This is a genomic window from Pseudomonas sp. P1_C12 (assembly GCF_056406435.1).
In genome coordinates this window covers 145,205-162,796 of record NZ_JBFUAE010000013.1, presented here as the reverse complement: position 1 = coordinate 162,796, position 17,592 = coordinate 145,205, and the positions used below count along the sequence as shown (strand labels likewise).

Here is a 17,592-nt window from a genome sequence, read left to right as displayed (position 1 = left end):
ACGGTCGATTCAGTTTCTGGACCGGGCCCATGAAGGCCATTGTAAACGTCCGTGTCAGGTTATCCATGCAAGGTTTGCAGCCATTGTTCGCGACTGATGCGATACAGCACATGCCGACACAACGGATGATCGGCCTCGAGTCGCGGGTGATCGAAGTCATTTTCCGGATCATGGTGCATGCCGATGGCCTGCATGACTTTCTCTGACGGCAGATTGGTTTGCGTGGTGAAGGCCACAACCTCTTTCAGCGGCAAGCGGTCGAAACCGCAGCGCAGAGCGGTCCACGCCGCTTCACTGGCGTAACCCAGGCCCCAGTGCTCGCGGGCCAGGCGCCAGCCGATTTCCGTGGCAGGGGTGAAAGGCGCGTCGAAACCGACCACACCGAGCCCGGTAAAACCGATGAATTGGCCGGTGTCCTTGCGTTCCAGAGCCCATAGGCCGAAACCATGCTCGGCGAAATGGCCACGGATTCGCCCGATCAATGATGCACTTTCCAGCCGACTCAAGGTTGCCGGGAAATAGCGCATCACCTGCGGGTCGGCACACATCGCCGCAAAGTCCGCTAAATCTTCATCGCGCCACTGGCGCAACAGCAGCCGAGCGCTTTCAAGTTCCAGTATTGGCTCCATTGCTCCCCGCCCTCCGTTTGCATGCCGCAAGTCTACAACGCTGGTAGGATCCTTCTCTCATTCCTGAATGAAATCATCATGCCGCTCCCGCTGATTTATCACGAAGACTACAGCCCCGAGTTTCCGGCGGATCACCGCTTTCCGATGGACAAGTTCCGCCTGTTGCGCGATCACCTGGTGGACAGCGGCCTGACCCGCGACGCCGACCTGTTGCGCCCGGATCTATGCCCCGCAGAGATTCTCGCCCTCGCCCATGACCCTTCGTATATCGAACGCTACATGAGTGGCGAATTATCCCGCGAAGACCAGCGCCGCCTCGGGCTGCCCTGGAGCGAAGCCCTGGCCCGGCGAACGGTGCGGGCGGTCGGTGGCTCGTTGCTCGCCGCCGAGCAGGCGCTGGAGCATGGCCTGGCCTGTCACCTGGCGGGCGGCACCCACCATGCGCACTACGACTACCCGGCCGGGTTCTGCATCTTCAATGACCTGGCGGTGATCAGCCATTACCTGCTGGAAAGTGGAAGGGTGAACCGGGTACTGATCTTCGATTGCGACGTGCATCAGGGCGACGGGACTGCACGAATTCTGCACAACACCCCGGAAGCAGTGACCGTTTCCCTGCACTGCGAGAAGAACTTTCCCGCACGCAAGGCCGAAAGCGACTGGGACATTGCGCTGCCCAACGGCATGGGCGATGCCGACTACCTGAAGGTGGTGGACGATGCACTCAACTACCTGCTGCCGCTCTACCAACCGGATCTGGTGCTGTATGACGCCGGAGTCGATGTGCACAAGGACGACGCACTGGGTTATCTGAAGCTGACAGACGAAGGCGTCGCCGCCCGCGATGAAAGCGTGATGCGCCATTGCCTGGGTCGCGACATTCCGCTGGTCGGGGTAATCGGCGGTGGCTACAGCAAGGACCGCCAGGCCCTGGCCCGCCGTCACGGCATCCTTCATCACAGTGCGCAACGCGTCTGGCAGTCATCAGGTTGTCACTGAGCTGTGGATGCTTTACCCACAATGCCTGTGGAACTGCCTGTGGATAACCTGAGTGAAAGGGACTACAGGCCACACGACTTATAGGCTACAGAGAGATGGTCGTTTTTTAACCACCCTTTCAAAGACACCTCTAAACCCTCTAGGAGTGAGCAGGCTCGCTCCTACAGGGGATGGGGCTGGTAGAATGCGCGGCTTATTCCGTCAGACCGCAGCGCACCCCATGACCCAATCCTCGCCAGCCCTCCCCCCTCACGTCGCCATCATCGGCGGCGGCCCCGCCGGTCTGATGGCGGCCGAAGTGTTGAGCCAGGCCGGGATCAAGGTCGACCTGTACGACGGCATGCCTTCGGTCGGACGAAAATTCCTCCTGGCCGGCGTCGGCGGCATGAACATCACTCACTCTGAAGCCTACCCGGCGTTTCTCTCGCGCTACGCCGAACGCGCCCCGCAGATCGCCCCGCTGCTGCGCGGCTTCGGTGCCGATGCGCTGTGCCAATGGATTCACGAGCTAGGCATCGAAACCTTCGTCGGCAGTTCCGGCCGGGTATTCCCCACCGACATGAAAGCCGCGCCGCTGCTACGCGCCTGGCTCAAGCGTCTGCGCGACAGCGGCGTAGTTATCCACACCCGCCACCGCTGGCTCGGCTGGGACGAGCGTGGCGGATTGCGCATCGACAGCCCGGAAGGCGAAAAGACCGTTCAAGCCGATGCCACCCTGCTCGCCCTCGGTGGCGGCAGTTGGTCGCGGCTGGGCTCGGACGGCGCGTGGATGTTGTCGCTGGAGCAACACGGCGTGGGACTGGCGCCGTTGCAACCCAGTAATTGCGGCTTCGAGGTACAGGCCTGGAGCGAATTGATGGTCAGCAAATTCGCTGGCGCGCCGCTGAAAAACATCGCCATTGGCCTTAACGATGACGTGCCGCGGCTCGGCGAATGTGTGATTACCGCCACCGGGATCGAGGGCAGTCTGATCTACGCCCTGTCGGCAGCGATCCGCGAGGCGATCAACCGGCACGGTTCGGCAACGATTCATCTGGACCTGTTGCCGGGCCGGCCTGTGGATAAAGTTATGGCGGCGTTGAGCAAACCCCGGGGATCGCGCTCCATGGCCAAGCACCTGCACAGTCAGTTGGGTATCGATGGGGTCAAAGCGGCGCTATTGCGTGAACTGACCGGCGTCGACTGCTTTGCTGACATGGCCTTGCTGGCCAACGCGATCAAGGCATTGCCCCTGACGCTGGTGAAAACCCGTCCACTGGATGAGGCCATCAGCAGCGCTGGCGGTGTGTTGTTCGAGGCGATGGATGAGCGATTGATGCTCAAGCAACTACCTGGCGTGTTTTGCGCCGGGGAAATGCTCGATTGGGAAGCGCCGACCGGCGGCTATCTGCTGACCGCGTGTTTCGCCAGTGGGCGAGCGGCCGGGTTGGGGATGGTGGAGTGGTTGAAGCACAAAGGCTGAAGACCGCGGCGCGCCCTTCGCGAGCAGGCTCGCTCCTACAGGGGATTTGTGAACAACGCAGACCCCTTGTAGGAGCGAGCCTGCTCGCGAAGGCGGCTTAACAGACGCCGCAGTTAATCAAGGCTTACGCTTACGCGGCCCGGTATTGAACACCGGCACCTTGCGCACAGGCTTGATCGAAGGCTCCGCCGGCGCAACCTCTCCGCTATCCACCCACTTACCCAGATTGCGTTTACCACCGCCACCACCGGAAGCCTTGGGCTTCTTCGGTTTCTTCGGCTTCTTGACGACCTGGCCACTGGCATCGGTGTCCGGTACGCGGTGCTCGGGCTCGAAGTCCGGCTCGTTCTGCCGCTTCAAGGTCTGGCGGGTCAGCATCTCGATAGCCGACAGCAGATTCACTTCATCGGCGCAGACCAGGGAAATCGCCTCGCCCGTCGAACCCGCGCGGCCAGTACGACCAATGCGGTGGATGTAGTCTTCGGCGACGATCGGCAAGTCGAAGTTGACCACCAACGGCAGGTCTTCGATGTCCAGGCCACGGGCCGCCACATCGGTGGCGACCAGGATCTGCACTTCACTCGCCTTGAAGCGGTCCAGTGCGCGCTGACGAGTCGCCTGGGGTTTGTCGCCGTGGATGCCGTCAGCGTTGATGCCCAGACCCTGGAGTTTATCCACCAGCGCGTCCACGCCGTTGCGGGTCTTGGCGAACACCAGCACCTGCTTCCACTTGCCCTTGCGCATCAGGTGCACGAACAACTCCGGCTTGCGCTTCTTGTCCACCGTCACGATCCATTGCTTGACCGTATTGGCCGCGACGTTGCGCGGGCTGACTTCGATTGTCAGCGGATCGTTGAGCATCTGCCCGGCCAGCAGGCGGATGTCATCGGAGAAGGTGGCGGAGAACAATAGCGTCTGACGTTTCTTAGGCAGCGCGCGGTAAATGTTCGCCAGCTCTTCGGAAAAGCCCAGGTCGAGCATGCGGTCGGCTTCGTCCAGCACCAGGGTTTGCAGCTGGTTGAACTTCAGCGCGTTCTGGCGGAAAAGGTCGAGCAAGCGGCCCGGAGTCGCCACCAGCAGGTCGACACCGCTGCGCAGTTTCATCATTTGCGGGTTGATGCTGACGCCGCCGTACACCGCGTAAGTACGCAGCGGCAGGTTTTCGGCGTACTGGCGCACGGCTTCGTGAACCTGCTCGGCCAGTTCGCGGGTCGGCACCAGGATCAGCGCGCGCACCGAGTTGGCAGTGACTTTCGGCCCTTCCATGGCCAGCAGTTGCAACAGCGGCAGGGCGAAACCGGCGGTCTTGCCGGTGCCGGTCTGGGCCGCGGCCATCAGGTCGCGACCGGCCAGCACCGCCGGAACGGCTTGCGCCTGAACCGGCGTCGGAGTCTGGTAGCCGAGCGTCTCAAGGGAGCGCAGCAAGGGTTCGATCAGGCCAAGGGTGGCGAAAGTCATGGGAGTACCGTAGGAAAATTCAGCGCAGTTGTGCAAAACGAGTGTGCAATGGCGCGCAGTTTACCCTAATTCACACGGGATTCTGTCGGTACTACCGTCGCCACCACTGGCCGCGCTGGCGTGCGACGCCACTGCGGCAGGCCAATCAATACTACGGCGCTGATGATTACCGCCATCGCCAGGGCTTCTTCAATACCGATGGTTTCGCCGACGAACACGATCCCCAGCAACACAGCCACCGCCGGGTTGACGTAGGCATAACTGGTGGCCGCGGCCGGACGCACGTGCTTCAACAGGTACATGTAGGCGTTGAAGGCGATGATCGAACCGAACACGGTCAGATACGCCAACGCGGCCCAACCTTCGATCGGCGGCATCTTTTCCAGGTGTTCACCGCTGACTGCGCTGGCGATCAGCAACACGACGCCGCCCACCAGCATTTCCACGGCACTGGCCATTGCGCCTTGAGGCAACGGCAAGTGTTTGCTCCACACCGAGCCAAAGGCCCAGGTTGCCGCCGCGAAAATCAGCAGGGCCGCGCCCAACGGGCTCGACTGCAGGTTGGAACCGAGGTTGAGCATGGCAATACCGATCAAGCCGAGCACAATCCCGGCCCATTCGAGACGGGTATTACGCGCGCCCCAGAAATATCCGCAGAGCAAGGTAAACAGCGGCACGGTCGCCACTGCCAAAGCGGCCACCCCAGAGGCCACGCCCGTATGCTCGGCCACACTGACCGCACCGTTACCGCACGCCAGCAGCAATACGCCGATCATCCCCGCGGCCTTCCATTGCGCCCAGGTCGGTGCCGGCGCCCCGCGCCAGCGCAGGAAGCCATACATCAAGGTTCCGGCGATCACGAAGCGGATGCCCGCAAGCAGCAACGGCGGCCAGTACTCCACGCCGATGCGGATCACCAGGTAGGTCGAGCCCCAAATCACATACAAGGCGAAGAAGGCAGCGATCAAGGGTAAGGGAAAGCGACGAGGGCCGGACATGGGGGCAGCTCACAGGCAAGGACAAGTGAACGGCTATTCTAGAAAGGCCAGCGTCGAAAAATAAGTTACAAAACCTGTTTAAAGCGCCAGTACACTTTTCAAAACACGGAGTTCAGCGCTATAAACCGTGTTTTCGAAAGTCGGCCATTTTCAGGAGTCGCCCCGATGGATAAGTACGACCGCATGCTGCTCAGCGCCCTGCTGGAAAACGGTCGCGCGTCCTACGCCGACCTGGCGCGCAAGGTCAACCTGTCCGCCCCGGCCGTGGCCGAGCGCGTGGCCAAGCTCGAAGCCAGCGGTGTGATTACCGGCTATCAGGCAAAGGTCGACATGGCCAAGCTCGGCCTGCCGATCCAGTGCGTGATCGAACTGCGCCTGAACCAGCACGGCAACCAGAAAGCCTACGACGACCTGATCAAAATCCCGCAATTGACCGAATGCCATCGGGTGACGGGTGACCCATGCGTGATCATGCAAGCGGCTGTGGGCTCGATGCCGGAGCTGGAAGAACTGATCAACCGGATCGCAACGTTCGGGTTCAGCAAGACGTCGATTGTGTTGTCCAGCGCCATCGAGAAGCGGGTGCCGTTGGGGCATATCGAAGGTAATGGCAAATAGCTTTCTGTAGGACTGTAGGACCGTAGGACCGTAGGAGCTGTCGAGTGAAACGAGGCTGCGATCTCTTGATCTTGATCTTTAAAATCAAAGTCAAAAGATCGCAGCCTCGTTTCACTCGGCAGCTCCTACAGGGATTTGCGGTGTATTCAGAATCCGCGATAGCGCTTGAGGTGTTCGTTCACCTTCGCCGCCGGCACTTTCTGCAATTTGCACAACAAGTCATGGGACAGCTCGCGCAAGCCATGCTTGTGCCGCAACTCCTCGGCCAGGTGCGCCGTCAGGTTGGCGGCCATCTCGGCATCGGCCATGGCCCGGTGGGCCTTGCCGGTGTGGGGCAGGTTGGCGAATGTGGTGAGGGTGCCGAGCTTGTGGTTCGGCGCGGCGGGCATCAGCCGGCGGGCCAGTAGCAGCGAGCAGGCAAAGTTCTGCAAGCGGGTGCGTTTGATTCGCCCCAGTTCGAAGTCCCAGAACTTCTGGTCGAATGCGGCGTTGTGCGCCAGCAGTGGCGTGGTGCCGACGAATTCATTCACTTCGTTCATCACCTGCTCCGCCGACGGCGCCGTACGCAGCATGGCGTTGCTGATGCCGGTGAGTTGCTCGATGAAGGCCGGGACGCGCACACCGGCGTTCATCAGGCTTTGGTAACGCTCGACGATGCGCCCCTGTTCAAGGATCACCACGGCAATTTCCGTGGCCCGGCAGCTGCTGCTCGGGGAGATCCCGGTGGTTTCGAAGTCGATGACTGCTATGCGTTCCAAACCTGGTTCAACTCCGTAAAAATCAATTCTTGAGCAACAACGCGCCTTCGATCGGCACGTAACGGCTGGCGGCGCGGATCAGCGAGTTCGCCGTCAGGCCCGGCACGCCGTAGGCCACCGCCTGCACCCCGTGCTTGCTGATGATGCGTTCCAGCAGCATGTCGAAATCACCATCGCCGGAGGCCAGGACGATTTCATCGACATGGTCGGCGGCATCCATGATGTCGAGAGTAATGCCCACGTCCCAGTCGCCCTTGGCCGAACCATCGCTGCGCTGGATGTACGGCTTGAGCTTCACGGTGAAACCGAGGTTGCGCAGGATCTGCTGGAACTGCTGCTGTTTGCTGTCGCCACGGTCGATGGCGTAGGCGTAGGCTTCGACGATCTCGCCCTGTTTGCTGATGTCAGCCCACAGTGCGGCGTAGTTGAAGTGGCAACCATAAGCCTGACGCACGGTGTAGTAGAGGTTCTGGACATCGGCGAACACTGCGATTTTTTTCACCGGCTTTCCTCAAGGCTGAATCAGGCACCAGGCCCGAAAGGTCGCCCAGTATGCCAGCCCAAAGGATTGTTCCGCGAATAATCAGCTATGTGGCAAGGGAGCAAGCTCCCTTGCCACATATGTGTCAGACGAAGGAATCGTCGTCGCCGCCGAAGAACGATGAGTTGTCATCGCTGTAGTCGGCGTCGCTGAACCCGCCCTGATCGTTGCCGTAGGAGTCGTTACCGGCCATGCGCTGGTCATCGCCCCAGCCATTGTTGCCCTGGTCATTGACCTGGGCCGGCTCTTCCTTGATGACTTCGACGACTTCCGGTTGCTGATTGTGATGGAACAGGCTGCTGATGCCTTGCGCCAGCATCACGCCACCCGCCACGCCGGCGGCGGTTTTCAGCGCACCACCGAGGAAACTGCTGCCGGCCGCTGCCGGAGCCTGCTGTTGCGGCGCATAGCCTTGCTGTGGAAAGTTCTGCTGTGGGGCACCGAAGTTCTGCTGTGGCGGTTGCGAACCGAACGACGAGCGCCCCGGCTCACGCCAACCACCACTCGATGGCGGCGCGCTCTGGGTCGGTGCCGGTTGTGGATCACGGGAAGCGCCACCAAAAATACTCGACAAAAAGCCACCGCTACTCGGAGCCGGAGCCGGGGTTGCCTGAGCCTTGACCTGTTGCAATTCGGCCTGCAACTGCTGGACTTGCCGGGTCAGTTGCTGGTTCTGCTCGTCGAGGCTCTTGATCGCCGCCTCTTGCACCAGAATCGCCTGGGTCATGAAATAACCTGCCGCCGGCTGGCGCGTCAGGTGTTCCTTGATCCGCGCCTCGGCCTGGGCGTCGCGCGGGGCTGAGTCCGTTTCGGCCTGTTGCAGCCGGGAAAACAGTCCATCGATCAGGGTTTGTTCTTCGCTGTTCATGGCGACCTCGTAGATTGCCGGGGGAAATCGTTGCCCTTTTCCACTGAGGATAAGGTGCTCGACCTTAATGGAGGCTGAAACAAGATGTTTCAATGACCTTTACCGAACGTTTACGTTTGCGTCCCCGAGCACTTGATCGGTTAAAGTGAGCGACTGCTTCCAACCTGCGATACCCACTGATGAATCCGTTAGATGTCCTGCGTGACTCGCTGTATTTCTTCAAGCGCAATCTTGGCCAGATCGTGCAGCTGTGCCTGCCGCTGGTGATGCTTGAGGCGCTGCTGCAACAAGTGGTCGACCACTCCACGGAGCCGGACAGTTTCCCCGGCATCAGCGTGATCGTCGGCTTGCTGGTGTACCCGCTGTACACCGCCGCGCTGATTCTGTTTCTCGACGCCCGCAGCCGCGGCGAGTCGCCGCGCAACCGCGACCTGCTGGCGACGGCGGCGAGCCTGTGGCCACGCTTCGCCCTGCTGACGGCGCTCAATACCGTGCTGATTCTGCTAGGCCTGTCACTGTACTTCCTGCCGGGTATCTACCTGATGGTGACCCTGGCGTTTGGCGAATACCTGCTGGTGTTGCGCGGCCTGGCGCCACTGGCGGCCATGAAGGAAAGCCTGCGCATGACCCGCGGCCATTTTCTGCGCATCCTGCTGTGCATCCTGAGTGTGATGGGGCCGTTGTGGCTGCTCAAGGGGGCCACCCTGGCGGTGTATCCGGAACCGCAAAACCCGGTGATCTCGCTGCTTATCGACAGCGCCCACAGTTTCCTGCAGCTGTTTACCAGCGTGGTGCTGTTCCGTCTGTTCATGCTGATCAACCCGTTGACTGAAAGAAATGACAGCTCGCTCTGACCTTGGGCGCGACCATCGCTCTCGGGTATGCTCGGGAACAATTTTGTAACGCCAATAAGCCGAGCCATGACCCGTCTACTGCGCTACACCCTGCTGGGCCTGCTGATCGTGATCGGCCTGATCGCCGTGATGATCTACAGCCTGACCTGGCGCCCCGACGCCAAAGAAGTTTTGCCAGTCAGTTGCAACGCCCAGGCACCCACCCTGGTCCCCGGGCAGGCGTTGAAGGTGATGACCTGGAACGTCCAGTACCTTGCCGGCAAGCGTTACGTGTTCTGGAATGACCTGGCCGCCGGTACCGACGAACGTCCCACAGCGGAAGACATGGCTTTCAGCCTCGACGAAGTGGCGCGGGTGATTCGCGACGAACAGCCGGACATCGTGCTGTTGCAGGAACTGGACGACGGCGCCAAGGCCAGCGATTACCAGCACCAGTTCAAACTGCTGCAAGAACGGCTCACCGACTTGTATCCCTGTGGCACCAGCGCGTTCGACTGGAAGGCCGACTTCGTGCCGAACACGCACATTTTCGGCAGTGTCGGCCGGCAACTGGCGACCCTGAGCCGTTACCAGATCGAACATGCCGAACGGCTGCAACTGCCCATCGCCTCGGGAAATCCGGTCAGCAGCCAATTCAAACCCAAAGACGCCTTGCTGGTGAGCTACTTGCCGTTGAGTGATGGCGGACAAATAACGGTGCTCAATACCCATCTGGACCGCGCCACCCAAGCTGACAATACCTTGCAAAACCAGGTGACCGCCGTGGCCAGGGCCCTCGATAAACTCGAAAGCCGTGGCACGCCGTGGCTGATCGGTGGGGACTTCAACCTGTTACCGCTGGGCCAGTATCGGCGCCTGTCCGATGCGCAACGCGCACCCTACTCCGCCGACAGCCCGCTACACCTGCTGTGGGACAAGTACCCGATGATCCCGAGCAACAACGAAGTCAGTGGTATCGACCGCGAACGCTGGCTGACCCATTACCCGAACGATCCCGGGCTGAACGGACCGGACCGGACCGTCGACTACCTGTTCTACAGCCCGCGGATCAAACGGGTGGAGGCGATGGTGCGGCAGGACGATACGTTGCGCATCTCCGATCACCTGCCGGTGATTGCGCGGTTCCTGTTGCCGGTTGCGCCCTGATTCCGAATCAACACAAAACCTTGTAGGAGCTGGCTTGCCAGCGAAGAGGCCAGTACATCCAACATCAATGTCGTTTATTGCACCGCTTTCGCTGGCAAGCCAGCTCCTACAGGGGTGTGCATTGGCGACTTAATGCACCTCCTCCAGATCATCATGCAGCAGCCCGAAGATCTCGCGTTTCATCTCGATGAACGAGCGCTCCATGACCATGTCCAGGTTACGTGGACGCTCGATCGGCACGTCCAGAATCTGCTTGATCCGCCCCGGCCTGGCGCCCATCACATACACACGGTCGCCCAGCAGAATCGCCTCGTCGATGTCGTGGGTCACGAACAACACCGTCTTCTTGCTGTTGCCCCACACCCGCAGCAACAACTGCTGCATTTGCAGGCGCGTCTGGCTGTCGAGGGCGCCGAAGGGTTCGTCCATCAGCAGGATCTGCGGGTCGTTCGCCAGCGCCCGGGCAATCGCCACGCGTTGCATCATCCCGCCAGACAGCTGCTTGGCGTAGTTGTCGGCAAAGCCGCTCAGGCCCACCTCATTGACGTAGTAATCGACGATGTCCTTGCGTTGCGCCGCTGGCATGCCGCGCCGCTTGAGGCCGAACTCGACGTTCTGGCGCACCGTCAGCCACGGGAACAACGTGTAGCTCTGGAACACCATGCCGCGATCCGCACCGGGGCCTTCCACCTGTTGGCCGCCGACGTAAATCTCGCCTGATGTCGGTTCGGCCAGGCCGGCGGTGAGGTATAGCAGGCTCGACTTCCCGCAGCCCGAAGGCCCCACCAGTACCGCGAATTGCTGGTCCGGCACCTCGAACGACACTTCCTCCAACGCGGTAAAGGTACCGCCATCGGGTTTCTTGTAACGCAGGCTGACCTTGTCCACTTGCAGCCGAGGGGCGTTCACCGGGGCAGCCTGAGGGGCAACAAAACGATGAGTGGCGGCGGTTACTGAGCCCATGCGGTGATCCTCAGACGTAGGAAACGGAACAGTTGATCGGTGACCAGGCCCAGCAGGCCGATGATCGCGATGGCCAGGAAAATCACATCCACCTGAAAGCCACGCATGGCCTTGAGGCTCAGGTAACCCAGGCCACTGGAAGCGGCGACCAGTTCAGCCACCACCAGGTAAGTCCAGGCCCAGCCCATGGTCACCCGCAAGGTGTCGAGCACGCCCGGCAGGGACGCCGGGGCGATCACATGCAGCACCGCGTCACGACGGTTCGAACCGAGGGTATAGGAGGCATTGATCAGGTCCTTGGAGATGCCTTTGGACACGTCCGCGATCATCACCAGTTGCTGGAAGAACACGCCGAAGATGATCACCGACACCCGCTGCTCCAGACCGATGCCGATCCACAGGATGAACAGCGGCACGAACGAGGTCACCGGTAGGTAGCGAATGAAATTCACCAGTGGCTCAAGGAACGCCTGGACGATGCGGAAGCTGCCCATCAGCAGTCCCAGCGGTACCGCCACCAGGGACGACACGATGAAACCGACCATCACCACTTCGACACTGGCCCACACATGCTGGCCGAGGGTGCCGTCGCGCCCCAGGCGCACGGCGGCCTCGACCACCGCGCCCGGCGTCGGCAGGAACATGCCCGGCACCACGCCACCGTAGGACAAGCCGGCCCACAGGCCGACCAACAGCACCCAGGCAAGACCGCTCGCGCTCCAGATCACCGAGACCGGCAAACCGGTCTTGGGCGTGATGCAGCGGCTCAGCCATGAATTGCGCTTGAACATGCAGCCTCCTAGAGCGGGGTGACGAAGCGGTTGTCGATCAGGTCGTCATTGCTGACGTTGTAGGGCTTGCCTTGCAGCTCGCTGGCGGTCTCGTTGGCCAGCTTGATCAGCGGCGCGCTGTCACCCGGCTTGCCCGGTGCGCCCAGAAGTTTTTCGCTCATGGCCTGATCGTAGAAGCGCACGCCCTGGGCGGCGGCTTCCAGCTCCTTCGGATCGGCCAGGTAACCGCCAACGCCCTTGGCCATGATTTTGTAGGCTTCCTGTGGATGATCCTTGGTGTACTGCACGGCTTTATACAAACCGGCCACCAGTGCCTTGACGTCTTCCGGCTGCTTTTCGATCACGGTGCAGTTCAGTGCAACAACGTCGACGATCACCCCCGGTGTGCTGCTGCTGTCGATCAGCACCTTGCCCTGCTGCTTGTCGCGAACCATCGACAGGTGAGGTTCCCAAGTCACGGCAGCCGGTACGCGACCGGCGATGAACGCGGTGGCGGCGTCGTCGGCCGTCATGTTCTGCACAGTGATGTCGCTCATTTTCATGCCGTTCTTTTTCAACAGATACGACAACCAGAATTGCGAAGTCGAACCTTCGTTTACTGCCACGGCCTGGCCCTTGAGCTCCTGCAGGCTCTTGACGTCCTTGCCCACCAGCACGCCGTCGCCACCATGGCTGTCATCAAGTGCGGCCACAGCCTTGAAGCAGAATTGCGGACGGTACTTGAGCACCTCGTCGATGGTCGACGCCGAGCCGGACAACTCGCCGGAAGCTTGTGCGGCCATGTACATCGCCGCTTCTTCGACCACCGGCAACTCGACGGTCAAACCGTTTTCCTTGAAGTAGCCAAGGTCCTGGGCCAGGTACAGGGTGCCGTAGCCGACCCAGGTGGTATGACCGATGGACAGGGTGCCGGCCTGGGCGCTGGTGGCGACCGTCGCGGCGATGGCGGTGACCGCCAGTGGATGGGCAACGCGGGTAAGCAAGGACTTGATCATGGAGCACTCCCAAAGCTGTTGATTTAGTTTTGTCATGGGCAGTACGGCGAGCCCTGAACAGGCTGCGACCTATGGTCTCTCGGGGACCCTTCGGCGGGCAGCATTCGGCGGGCTGGCGAGATCGATGTTGGCCCAAGGGCGGGATTAGGAAAATGAGGAAATATGTCGATGCGAACGATGAAAAAACTCGTTAGCGCGCACCGCGAAAGGGCGCTGTGGGCGGGGATGCCCGAGGTGGGTGCAAGGCGGTAAAAATGTGTTGAATCGGCCATAGCATTCGCGAGCAAGCCCGCTCCCACAGGGGTTCCAGGTTGACCACAACATTGGGATCAACTCAGTTCCATGTGGGAGCGAGCTTGCTCGCGATAAGGTCCGCAGGACCTTCCAGCAAGATCAGAGCCGACCGTATTCCTGCGCCGTACGATCCAGCGCTTTCAGGGTCTTGCTGATCAGCTCATCAATCTCTTCACGACTGGCAATCAACGCCGGTGCCATGATCATCCGGCCCAACGTCGAACGAATGATCACCCCCTCCTCGAAACCAATCGTACGGCAGCGCCACGCAATATCGTTCTCGTTGGCAAAACGCTTGCGAGTGGATTTGTCTTCGGCCAGTTGCAGCGCCGCGACCATGCCGGTGCCCTGGATATCACCCACCAACGGGTGCTTGCCGAACACTTCGCGCAGGCACTGTTGCAGGTACGGGCCGATGTCGTCTTTGACCCGCGTCACCACGCCTTCATCACGCAGCGCCTTGAGGTTGGCAATCGCCACCGCTGCCGCCACCGGGTGCCCGGAATAGGTCAGGCCGTGGGCAAACACGCCGCCCTGCTCCACCAGCACCGAGGCCATTTTTTTCGACAGGATCAAGCCGCCCATGGGGATGTAGCCCGAGGTCAGGCCCTTGGCGATGGACAGGGTGTCCGGCTCGAAACCGAAGTACTCGTGAGCGAACCATTCGCCGGTACGACCGAAGCCGCCGATCACTTCATCGGCGCACAGCAGCACGTCGTATTTGCGGCAAATGCGCTGGATTTCCGGCCAGTAGCTTTCCGGCGGGAAGATCATGCCGCCAGCGCCCTGGAACGGTTCGGCGATAAAGCCAGCGACCTTGTCCGCCCCCAGTTCGAGAATCTTCGCTTCCAGTTGCTGTGCCGCACGCAGACCGAATTCGGCCGGCGTCAGGTTGCCCTCGTGAGCGAAGAAGTACGGCTCGTCGATGTGCTCGATGTCCGGAATCATGCCGCCCATTTCGTGCATGAATTTCATGCCGCCGAGCGCCGTCGCGGCCAGGGTCGAACCGTGGTAACCGTTCCAGCGGCCGATCATGATTTTCTTCTCGGGCTTGCCGAGCACCTGCCAGTAACGACGCACCGTGCGGATCAACACCTCGTTGGCTTCAGAGCCGGAGTTAGTGTAGATCGCGTGGCTGTAGTGACCCGGCAGCAGGCTGAACAGCAGCTCGGACAGCTCGATCACCTGCGGGTGGGTGGTGTGGAAAAACATGTTGTAGTACGGCAGCTGCTCCAGTTGCTGGCTCGCCGCGAGGGCCAGGTCCTTGCGCCCGTAACCGAGGTTGGTGCACCACAACCCGGACATGCCGTCGAGGTAACGCCGGCCATCGTTGTCCCACAGGTGCAGGCGCTCGCCACGGACCATCACCCGTGGCCCCTCGTCATTGAGGGCTTTCTGATCGACGAACGCATGGATGTGGTGCGCAGCGTCGGCGGCCTGGTAGTCGCGGGTTTCACGTGGTGTGGTCATCGCCAGTTCTCCGTTTTGTTATCAGCGCAATTGAAACCAGGTGGTCTTCAACTGGGTGTATTTATCGAATGAATGCAGGGACAGGTCGCGGCCGAAACCCGACTGCTTGCCGCCGCCAAAAGGCACGGTCACGTCAAGTGCATCAACGCTGTTGACCGACACCGTACCGGCCCGCAATTGTCGGGCCACACGATGGGCGCGGTTGAGGTCGTCGGTCCACAGTGAAGCTGCCAGCCCGTAGACGCTGTCGTTGGCCAAGTGCAAGGCATGGGCCTCGTCGTCGAACGCCGTGACGGCCAGCACCGGGCCGAACACTTCATCGCGAAACAGCGGCATGTCCGGGGTCACGCCGGTAAAAATCGTCGGCTGAATGAAGTTGTCCGAGCCGTTGAAGATCGACTGCCGACCGCCACAAACCTTGGTCGCGCCTTGCTGCTCGGCCTGCTGGATGAATTTCATGATGCGCGCGGTCTGACGGCTGTCGACGATGGCCCCGGCGGCGCTCGACGGGTGCAGCGGATCGCCGGGCTGCCAGCGTTCGGCCTGGGCCTTGAGGCGTTCGACGAACTCGTCATGAATCGAACGCTGCACCAGCAACCGCGAGTTGGCCGAACAGACTTCGCCCTGATTGAAGAAGATGCCGAACGCGGCTTTCTCGGCCGCCAGATCCAGGTCCTGGCAATCGGCGAACACCAGGTTCGCGCTCTTGCCGCCGCACTCCAGCCACACTTGCTTGAGGTTCGACTGGGCCGAGTACTGCATGAAATACTTGCCGACTTCGGTGGAACCGGTGAACACCAGGCAATCGACGTCCGGGTGCAGGCCGAGGGCCTTGCCGGTCTGCTCGCCAAGGCCCGGCAGCACGTTCAACACACCCGCTGGTACACCGGCTTCCAGCGCCAGCTCCGCCAGGCGCAGGGCAGAAAAAGGCGACTGCTCGGCCGGTTTGAGGATTACCGAGTTACCGGCGGCCAGGGCCGGGGCGAGTTTCCACGCAGCCATGTCCAGGGGGAAATTCCACGGCACCACGGCCGCCACTACACCCAGGGCTTCACGGGTGATGGTCGCCAGCACGTTCTGCGCACTCGGCGCGACCTGATCGTAGAGTTTGTCGAGGCTTTCGGCGTACCAGCGGAACACTCCAGCGGCACCCGGCACGTCGATGTTGTAGGCATCGGCGACAGGTTTGCCCATGTTCAGCGAATCGAGCAGTGCCAGCTCTTCACGGTTTTCGAGAATCAAGTCGGCCAGGCGCAACAGCACTTGCTTGCGTTCGGTCGGTGAGCGCGCCGCCCAGGTACCCGCCTCGAAGACCTGCCGCGCATTACGCACCGCCGCGTTCACGTCTTCCTCGCCACATGCCGCGACATTTGCCAGGCATTGACCGGTGGCGGGGTTGATCGCGGCGAAAGTCTGCCCCGACTGCGCCCCACGGTGCTGGCCGTCGATCACGGCATGGTCGGGAAACCGCAGGGATGCGACTTTGCGTTGCCAATACTCAAGCTCGAACACGTTCAGATGCTCCAGAGGACATTCTTGTGTATTGGATAGTCGCTCAGGCCCAAGCGGTGGAAAACCAGTAAAAATGTGTTCGCAGGCCAAGAAAAAACTACGTAGCCAATCTCCCTTCTGGCGCAGCATGTGGTTATTGTTCAATCACAACAAATCGCTGCCCGAGCGGATAGGGGTGGCGCGCAAATTGCCAGGATGCCTGATCTGTTCTCCCCCCGAGGTTTGCTGTGGCTGCCTACAATCTGCGTCAATTGAAATACTTCATCACCACCGTCGAATGCGGCAGCGTCGCCGAGGCCTCGCGCAAGCTGTACATCGCACAGCCTTCGATCTCCACGGCCATCAAAGGGCTGGAAGACAGTTTCGGTGTGCAACTGCTGATCCGCCATCACGCCCAGGGCGTGTCGTTGACCCCCAGCGGTGCCCGCTTTTACCGCAAGGCCCAGGAGCTGCTGCGCATGGCCAAGGAGTTCGAGCAGAACGCCCTGGCCGACAACGACGTGGTGTCCGGGCAGATCGATATCGGCTGTTTCGAAACCGTCGCACCGCTGTACCTGCCGCAATTGATCGCCGGGTTTTCGGCGTTGTACCCGGGGGTGGAAATCCGCATCCGCGACGGCGAGCAACAAGAGCTGGTGCAGGGCCTGACTTCCGGTGCTTTCGATCTGGCGATCCTCTACGAGCACGACCTCGACGGCACCATCGCAACCGAACCCTTGATGCCGGCGCAACGGCCTTACGCATTGCTGCCGGCGGATCACCGCTTTGCCCAGCAGGCGCAGGTGTCGCTGCGGGACCTGTGCCTGGAGCCGATGATTCTTCTGGACGTGCAGCCGAGCCGAACCTACTTCGTCAGCCTGTTCGATGAGCTGGGCCTGACCCCACGCATCGCCTTCAGCTCGCCATCGATCGAGATGGTGCGCGGCATGGTGGGACAGGGTTTTGGGTTCTCGATCCTGGTGACCAAACCGCATTCGGAGTGCACCTACGACGGGCAGAAAGTAGTGTGCGTGGACATCGCTGAAGAGGTCACCGGTTCGGGGCTGGTGGCGGCATGGCTCAAGCGCGGGCAACTGACCAAACCGGCGCAGTTGTTCGCTGACTATTGCCGCGAACAGCTGACCGCAAAATCCGAAAGCTCAACGCCGTCCGTGTAGGAGCTGCCGCAGGCTGCGATCTTTTGACGTTGATTTTTTAAGATCAAAAGATCGCAGCCTGCGGCAGCTCCTACGTAAT

Annotated in this window: 17 protein-coding genes; 6 read left to right on the top strand and 11 right to left on the bottom strand. The window is 61.1% G+C overall.

The window, feature by feature from the left end; translation table 11 throughout:
• Positions 1-59 precede the first annotated feature (59 nt).
• On the bottom strand, positions 60-629 hold the full coding sequence (locus tag AC1D19_RS21680; protein WP_477753949.1) for a GNAT family N-acetyltransferase: 570 nt from the start codon (positions 627-629) through the stop codon (positions 60-62).
• 78 nt (positions 630-707) lie between these two features.
• Here AC1D19_RS21680 and AC1D19_RS21675 point away from each other — a divergent pair, with 78 nt between their 5' ends.
• Both AC1D19_RS21675 and AC1D19_RS21670 read left to right on the top strand, forming a co-directional pair.
• Entirely contained in the window at positions 708-1,628 is a 921-nt protein-coding gene (locus AC1D19_RS21675; RefSeq protein WP_477764504.1) for a histone deacetylase family protein, read from the top strand.
• A gap of 220 nt (positions 1,629-1,848) precedes the next feature.
• Complete coding sequence (locus tag AC1D19_RS21670) at positions 1,849-3,090, top strand: TIGR03862 family flavoprotein (RefSeq protein WP_477764521.1); 1,242 nt, start codon at positions 1,849-1,851, stop codon at positions 3,088-3,090.
• A gap of 117 nt (positions 3,091-3,207) precedes the next feature.
• Here the strand turns inward: AC1D19_RS21670 and AC1D19_RS21665 are convergent, their stop codons facing one another.
• The gene (locus AC1D19_RS21665; protein ID WP_477764503.1) at positions 3,208-4,548 is read right to left on the bottom strand and encodes a DEAD/DEAH box helicase; all 1,341 of its coding nucleotides are present in this window, start codon (positions 4,546-4,548) and stop codon (positions 3,208-3,210) included.
• Between the two features lie 65 nt (positions 4,549-4,613).
• Positions 4,614-5,546 carry a drug/metabolite exporter YedA gene (gene yedA, locus AC1D19_RS21660; RefSeq protein ID WP_477764502.1) on the bottom strand — a complete coding sequence of 311 codons (933 nt, stop codon included), beginning with the start codon at positions 5,544-5,546 and terminating at the stop codon, positions 4,614-4,616.
• 165 nt (positions 5,547-5,711) lie between these two features.
• On the opposite strand from yedA, the gene AC1D19_RS21655 reads away from it, so the two are divergent.
• The gene (locus tag AC1D19_RS21655) at positions 5,712-6,164 is read left to right on the top strand and encodes an Lrp/AsnC family transcriptional regulator (protein WP_007990688.1); all 453 of its coding nucleotides are present in this window, start codon (positions 5,712-5,714) and stop codon (positions 6,162-6,164) included.
• Positions 6,165-6,310: 146 nt separating this feature from the next.
• Here AC1D19_RS21655 and AC1D19_RS21650 read toward each other — a convergent pair whose 3' ends face one another.
• From AC1D19_RS21650 to AC1D19_RS21640, 3 genes are all read right to left on the bottom strand, one after another.
• Positions 6,311-6,922, bottom strand: a complete 612-nt coding sequence (locus AC1D19_RS21650; protein ID WP_477755002.1) for a 3'-5' exonuclease — start codon at positions 6,920-6,922, stop codon at positions 6,311-6,313.
• Between the two features lie 22 nt (positions 6,923-6,944).
• Complete coding sequence (locus AC1D19_RS21645) at positions 6,945-7,424, bottom strand: LabA-like NYN domain-containing protein (protein ID WP_007990686.1); 480 nt, start codon at positions 7,422-7,424, stop codon at positions 6,945-6,947.
• Positions 7,425-7,548: 124 nt separating this feature from the next.
• A complete protein-coding gene (locus AC1D19_RS21640; RefSeq protein ID WP_477764501.1) occupies positions 7,549-8,331 on the bottom strand; it encodes a DUF2076 domain-containing protein in 783 nt (260 codons plus the stop codon).
• A gap of 179 nt (positions 8,332-8,510) precedes the next feature.
• On the opposite strand from AC1D19_RS21640, the gene AC1D19_RS21635 reads away from it, so the two are divergent.
• Both AC1D19_RS21635 and AC1D19_RS21630 read left to right on the top strand, forming a co-directional pair.
• Complete coding sequence (locus AC1D19_RS21635) at positions 8,511-9,185, top strand: YciC family protein (RefSeq protein WP_477764500.1); 675 nt, start codon at positions 8,511-8,513, stop codon at positions 9,183-9,185.
• A gap of 66 nt (positions 9,186-9,251) precedes the next feature.
• Positions 9,252-10,331, top strand: coding sequence for an endonuclease/exonuclease/phosphatase family protein (locus AC1D19_RS21630; protein WP_477764499.1), 1,080 nt, complete (start codon positions 9,252-9,254; stop codon positions 10,329-10,331).
• Positions 10,332-10,460: 129 nt separating this feature from the next.
• Here AC1D19_RS21630 and AC1D19_RS21625 read toward each other — a convergent pair whose 3' ends face one another.
• The 5 genes from AC1D19_RS21625 to AC1D19_RS21605 all read right to left on the bottom strand — a co-directional run bounded on the left by AC1D19_RS21625 (position 10,461) and on the right by AC1D19_RS21605 (position 16,356).
• Entirely contained in the window at positions 10,461-11,294 is an 834-nt protein-coding gene (locus AC1D19_RS21625; protein WP_007975815.1) for an ABC transporter ATP-binding protein, read from the bottom strand.
• A complete protein-coding gene (locus AC1D19_RS21620; RefSeq protein ID WP_007990681.1) occupies positions 11,282-12,085 on the bottom strand; it encodes an ABC transporter permease in 804 nt (267 codons plus the stop codon). Before AC1D19_RS21620 ends, AC1D19_RS21625 begins: the two co-directional genes overlap by 13 nt.
• Positions 12,086-12,093: 8 nt before the next feature.
• The gene (locus tag AC1D19_RS21615; protein ID WP_057400544.1) at positions 12,094-13,080 is read right to left on the bottom strand and encodes an ABC transporter substrate-binding protein; all 987 of its coding nucleotides are present in this window, start codon (positions 13,078-13,080) and stop codon (positions 12,094-12,096) included.
• 393 nt (positions 13,081-13,473) lie between these two features.
• Positions 13,474-14,844: an aspartate aminotransferase family protein gene (locus tag AC1D19_RS21610; RefSeq protein ID WP_477764498.1), complete on the bottom strand. Its 1,371-nt coding sequence runs from the start codon at positions 14,842-14,844 to the stop codon at positions 13,474-13,476.
• Between the two features lie 21 nt (positions 14,845-14,865).
• A complete protein-coding gene (locus AC1D19_RS21605; protein ID WP_477764497.1) occupies positions 14,866-16,356 on the bottom strand; it encodes an aldehyde dehydrogenase in 1,491 nt (496 codons plus the stop codon).
• A gap of 227 nt (positions 16,357-16,583) precedes the next feature.
• On the opposite strand from AC1D19_RS21605, the gene AC1D19_RS21600 reads away from it, so the two are divergent.
• On the top strand, positions 16,584-17,513 hold the full coding sequence (locus AC1D19_RS21600) for a LysR family transcriptional regulator (protein ID WP_477760375.1): 930 nt from the start codon (positions 16,584-16,586) through the stop codon (positions 17,511-17,513).
• The last annotated feature ends 79 nt before the right edge of the window (positions 17,514-17,592 follow it).

Bases quoted from the DNA above. Each gene is read 5' to 3' on its own strand.
- AC1D19_RS21625 (WP_007975815.1), bottom strand. From the start codon at position 11,294: ATGGGCTCAGTAACCGCCGCCACTCATCGTTTTGTTGCCCCTCAGGCT.
- AC1D19_RS21635 (WP_477764500.1), top strand. From the start codon at position 8,511: ATGAATCCGTTAGATGTCCTGCGTGACTCGCTGTATTTCTTCAAGCGC.
- yedA (WP_477764502.1), bottom strand. From the start codon at position 5,546: ATGTCCGGCCCTCGTCGCTTTCCCTTACCCTTGATCGCTGCCTTCTTC.
- AC1D19_RS21655 (WP_007990688.1), top strand. From the start codon at position 5,712: ATGGATAAGTACGACCGCATGCTGCTCAGCGCCCTGCTGGAAAACGGT.
- AC1D19_RS21630 (WP_477764499.1), top strand. From the start codon at position 9,252: ATGACCCGTCTACTGCGCTACACCCTGCTGGGCCTGCTGATCGTGATC.
- AC1D19_RS21670 (WP_477764521.1), top strand. From the start codon at position 1,849: ATGACCCAATCCTCGCCAGCCCTCCCCCCTCACGTCGCCATCATCGGC.
- AC1D19_RS21680 (WP_477753949.1), bottom strand. From the start codon at position 629: ATGGAGCCAATACTGGAACTTGAAAGCGCTCGGCTGCTGTTGCGCCAG.
- AC1D19_RS21665 (WP_477764503.1), bottom strand. From the start codon at position 4,548: ATGACTTTCGCCACCCTTGGCCTGATCGAACCCTTGCTGCGCTCCCTT.
- AC1D19_RS21610 (WP_477764498.1), bottom strand. From the start codon at position 14,844: ATGACCACACCACGTGAAACCCGCGACTACCAGGCCGCCGACGCTGCG.
- AC1D19_RS21620 (WP_007990681.1), bottom strand. From the start codon at position 12,085: ATGTTCAAGCGCAATTCATGGCTGAGCCGCTGCATCACGCCCAAGACC.
- AC1D19_RS21640 (WP_477764501.1), bottom strand. From the start codon at position 8,331: ATGAACAGCGAAGAACAAACCCTGATCGATGGACTGTTTTCCCGGCTG.
- AC1D19_RS21615 (WP_057400544.1), bottom strand. From the start codon at position 13,080: ATGATCAAGTCCTTGCTTACCCGCGTTGCCCATCCACTGGCGGTCACC.
- AC1D19_RS21675 (WP_477764504.1), top strand. From the start codon at position 708: ATGCCGCTCCCGCTGATTTATCACGAAGACTACAGCCCCGAGTTTCCG.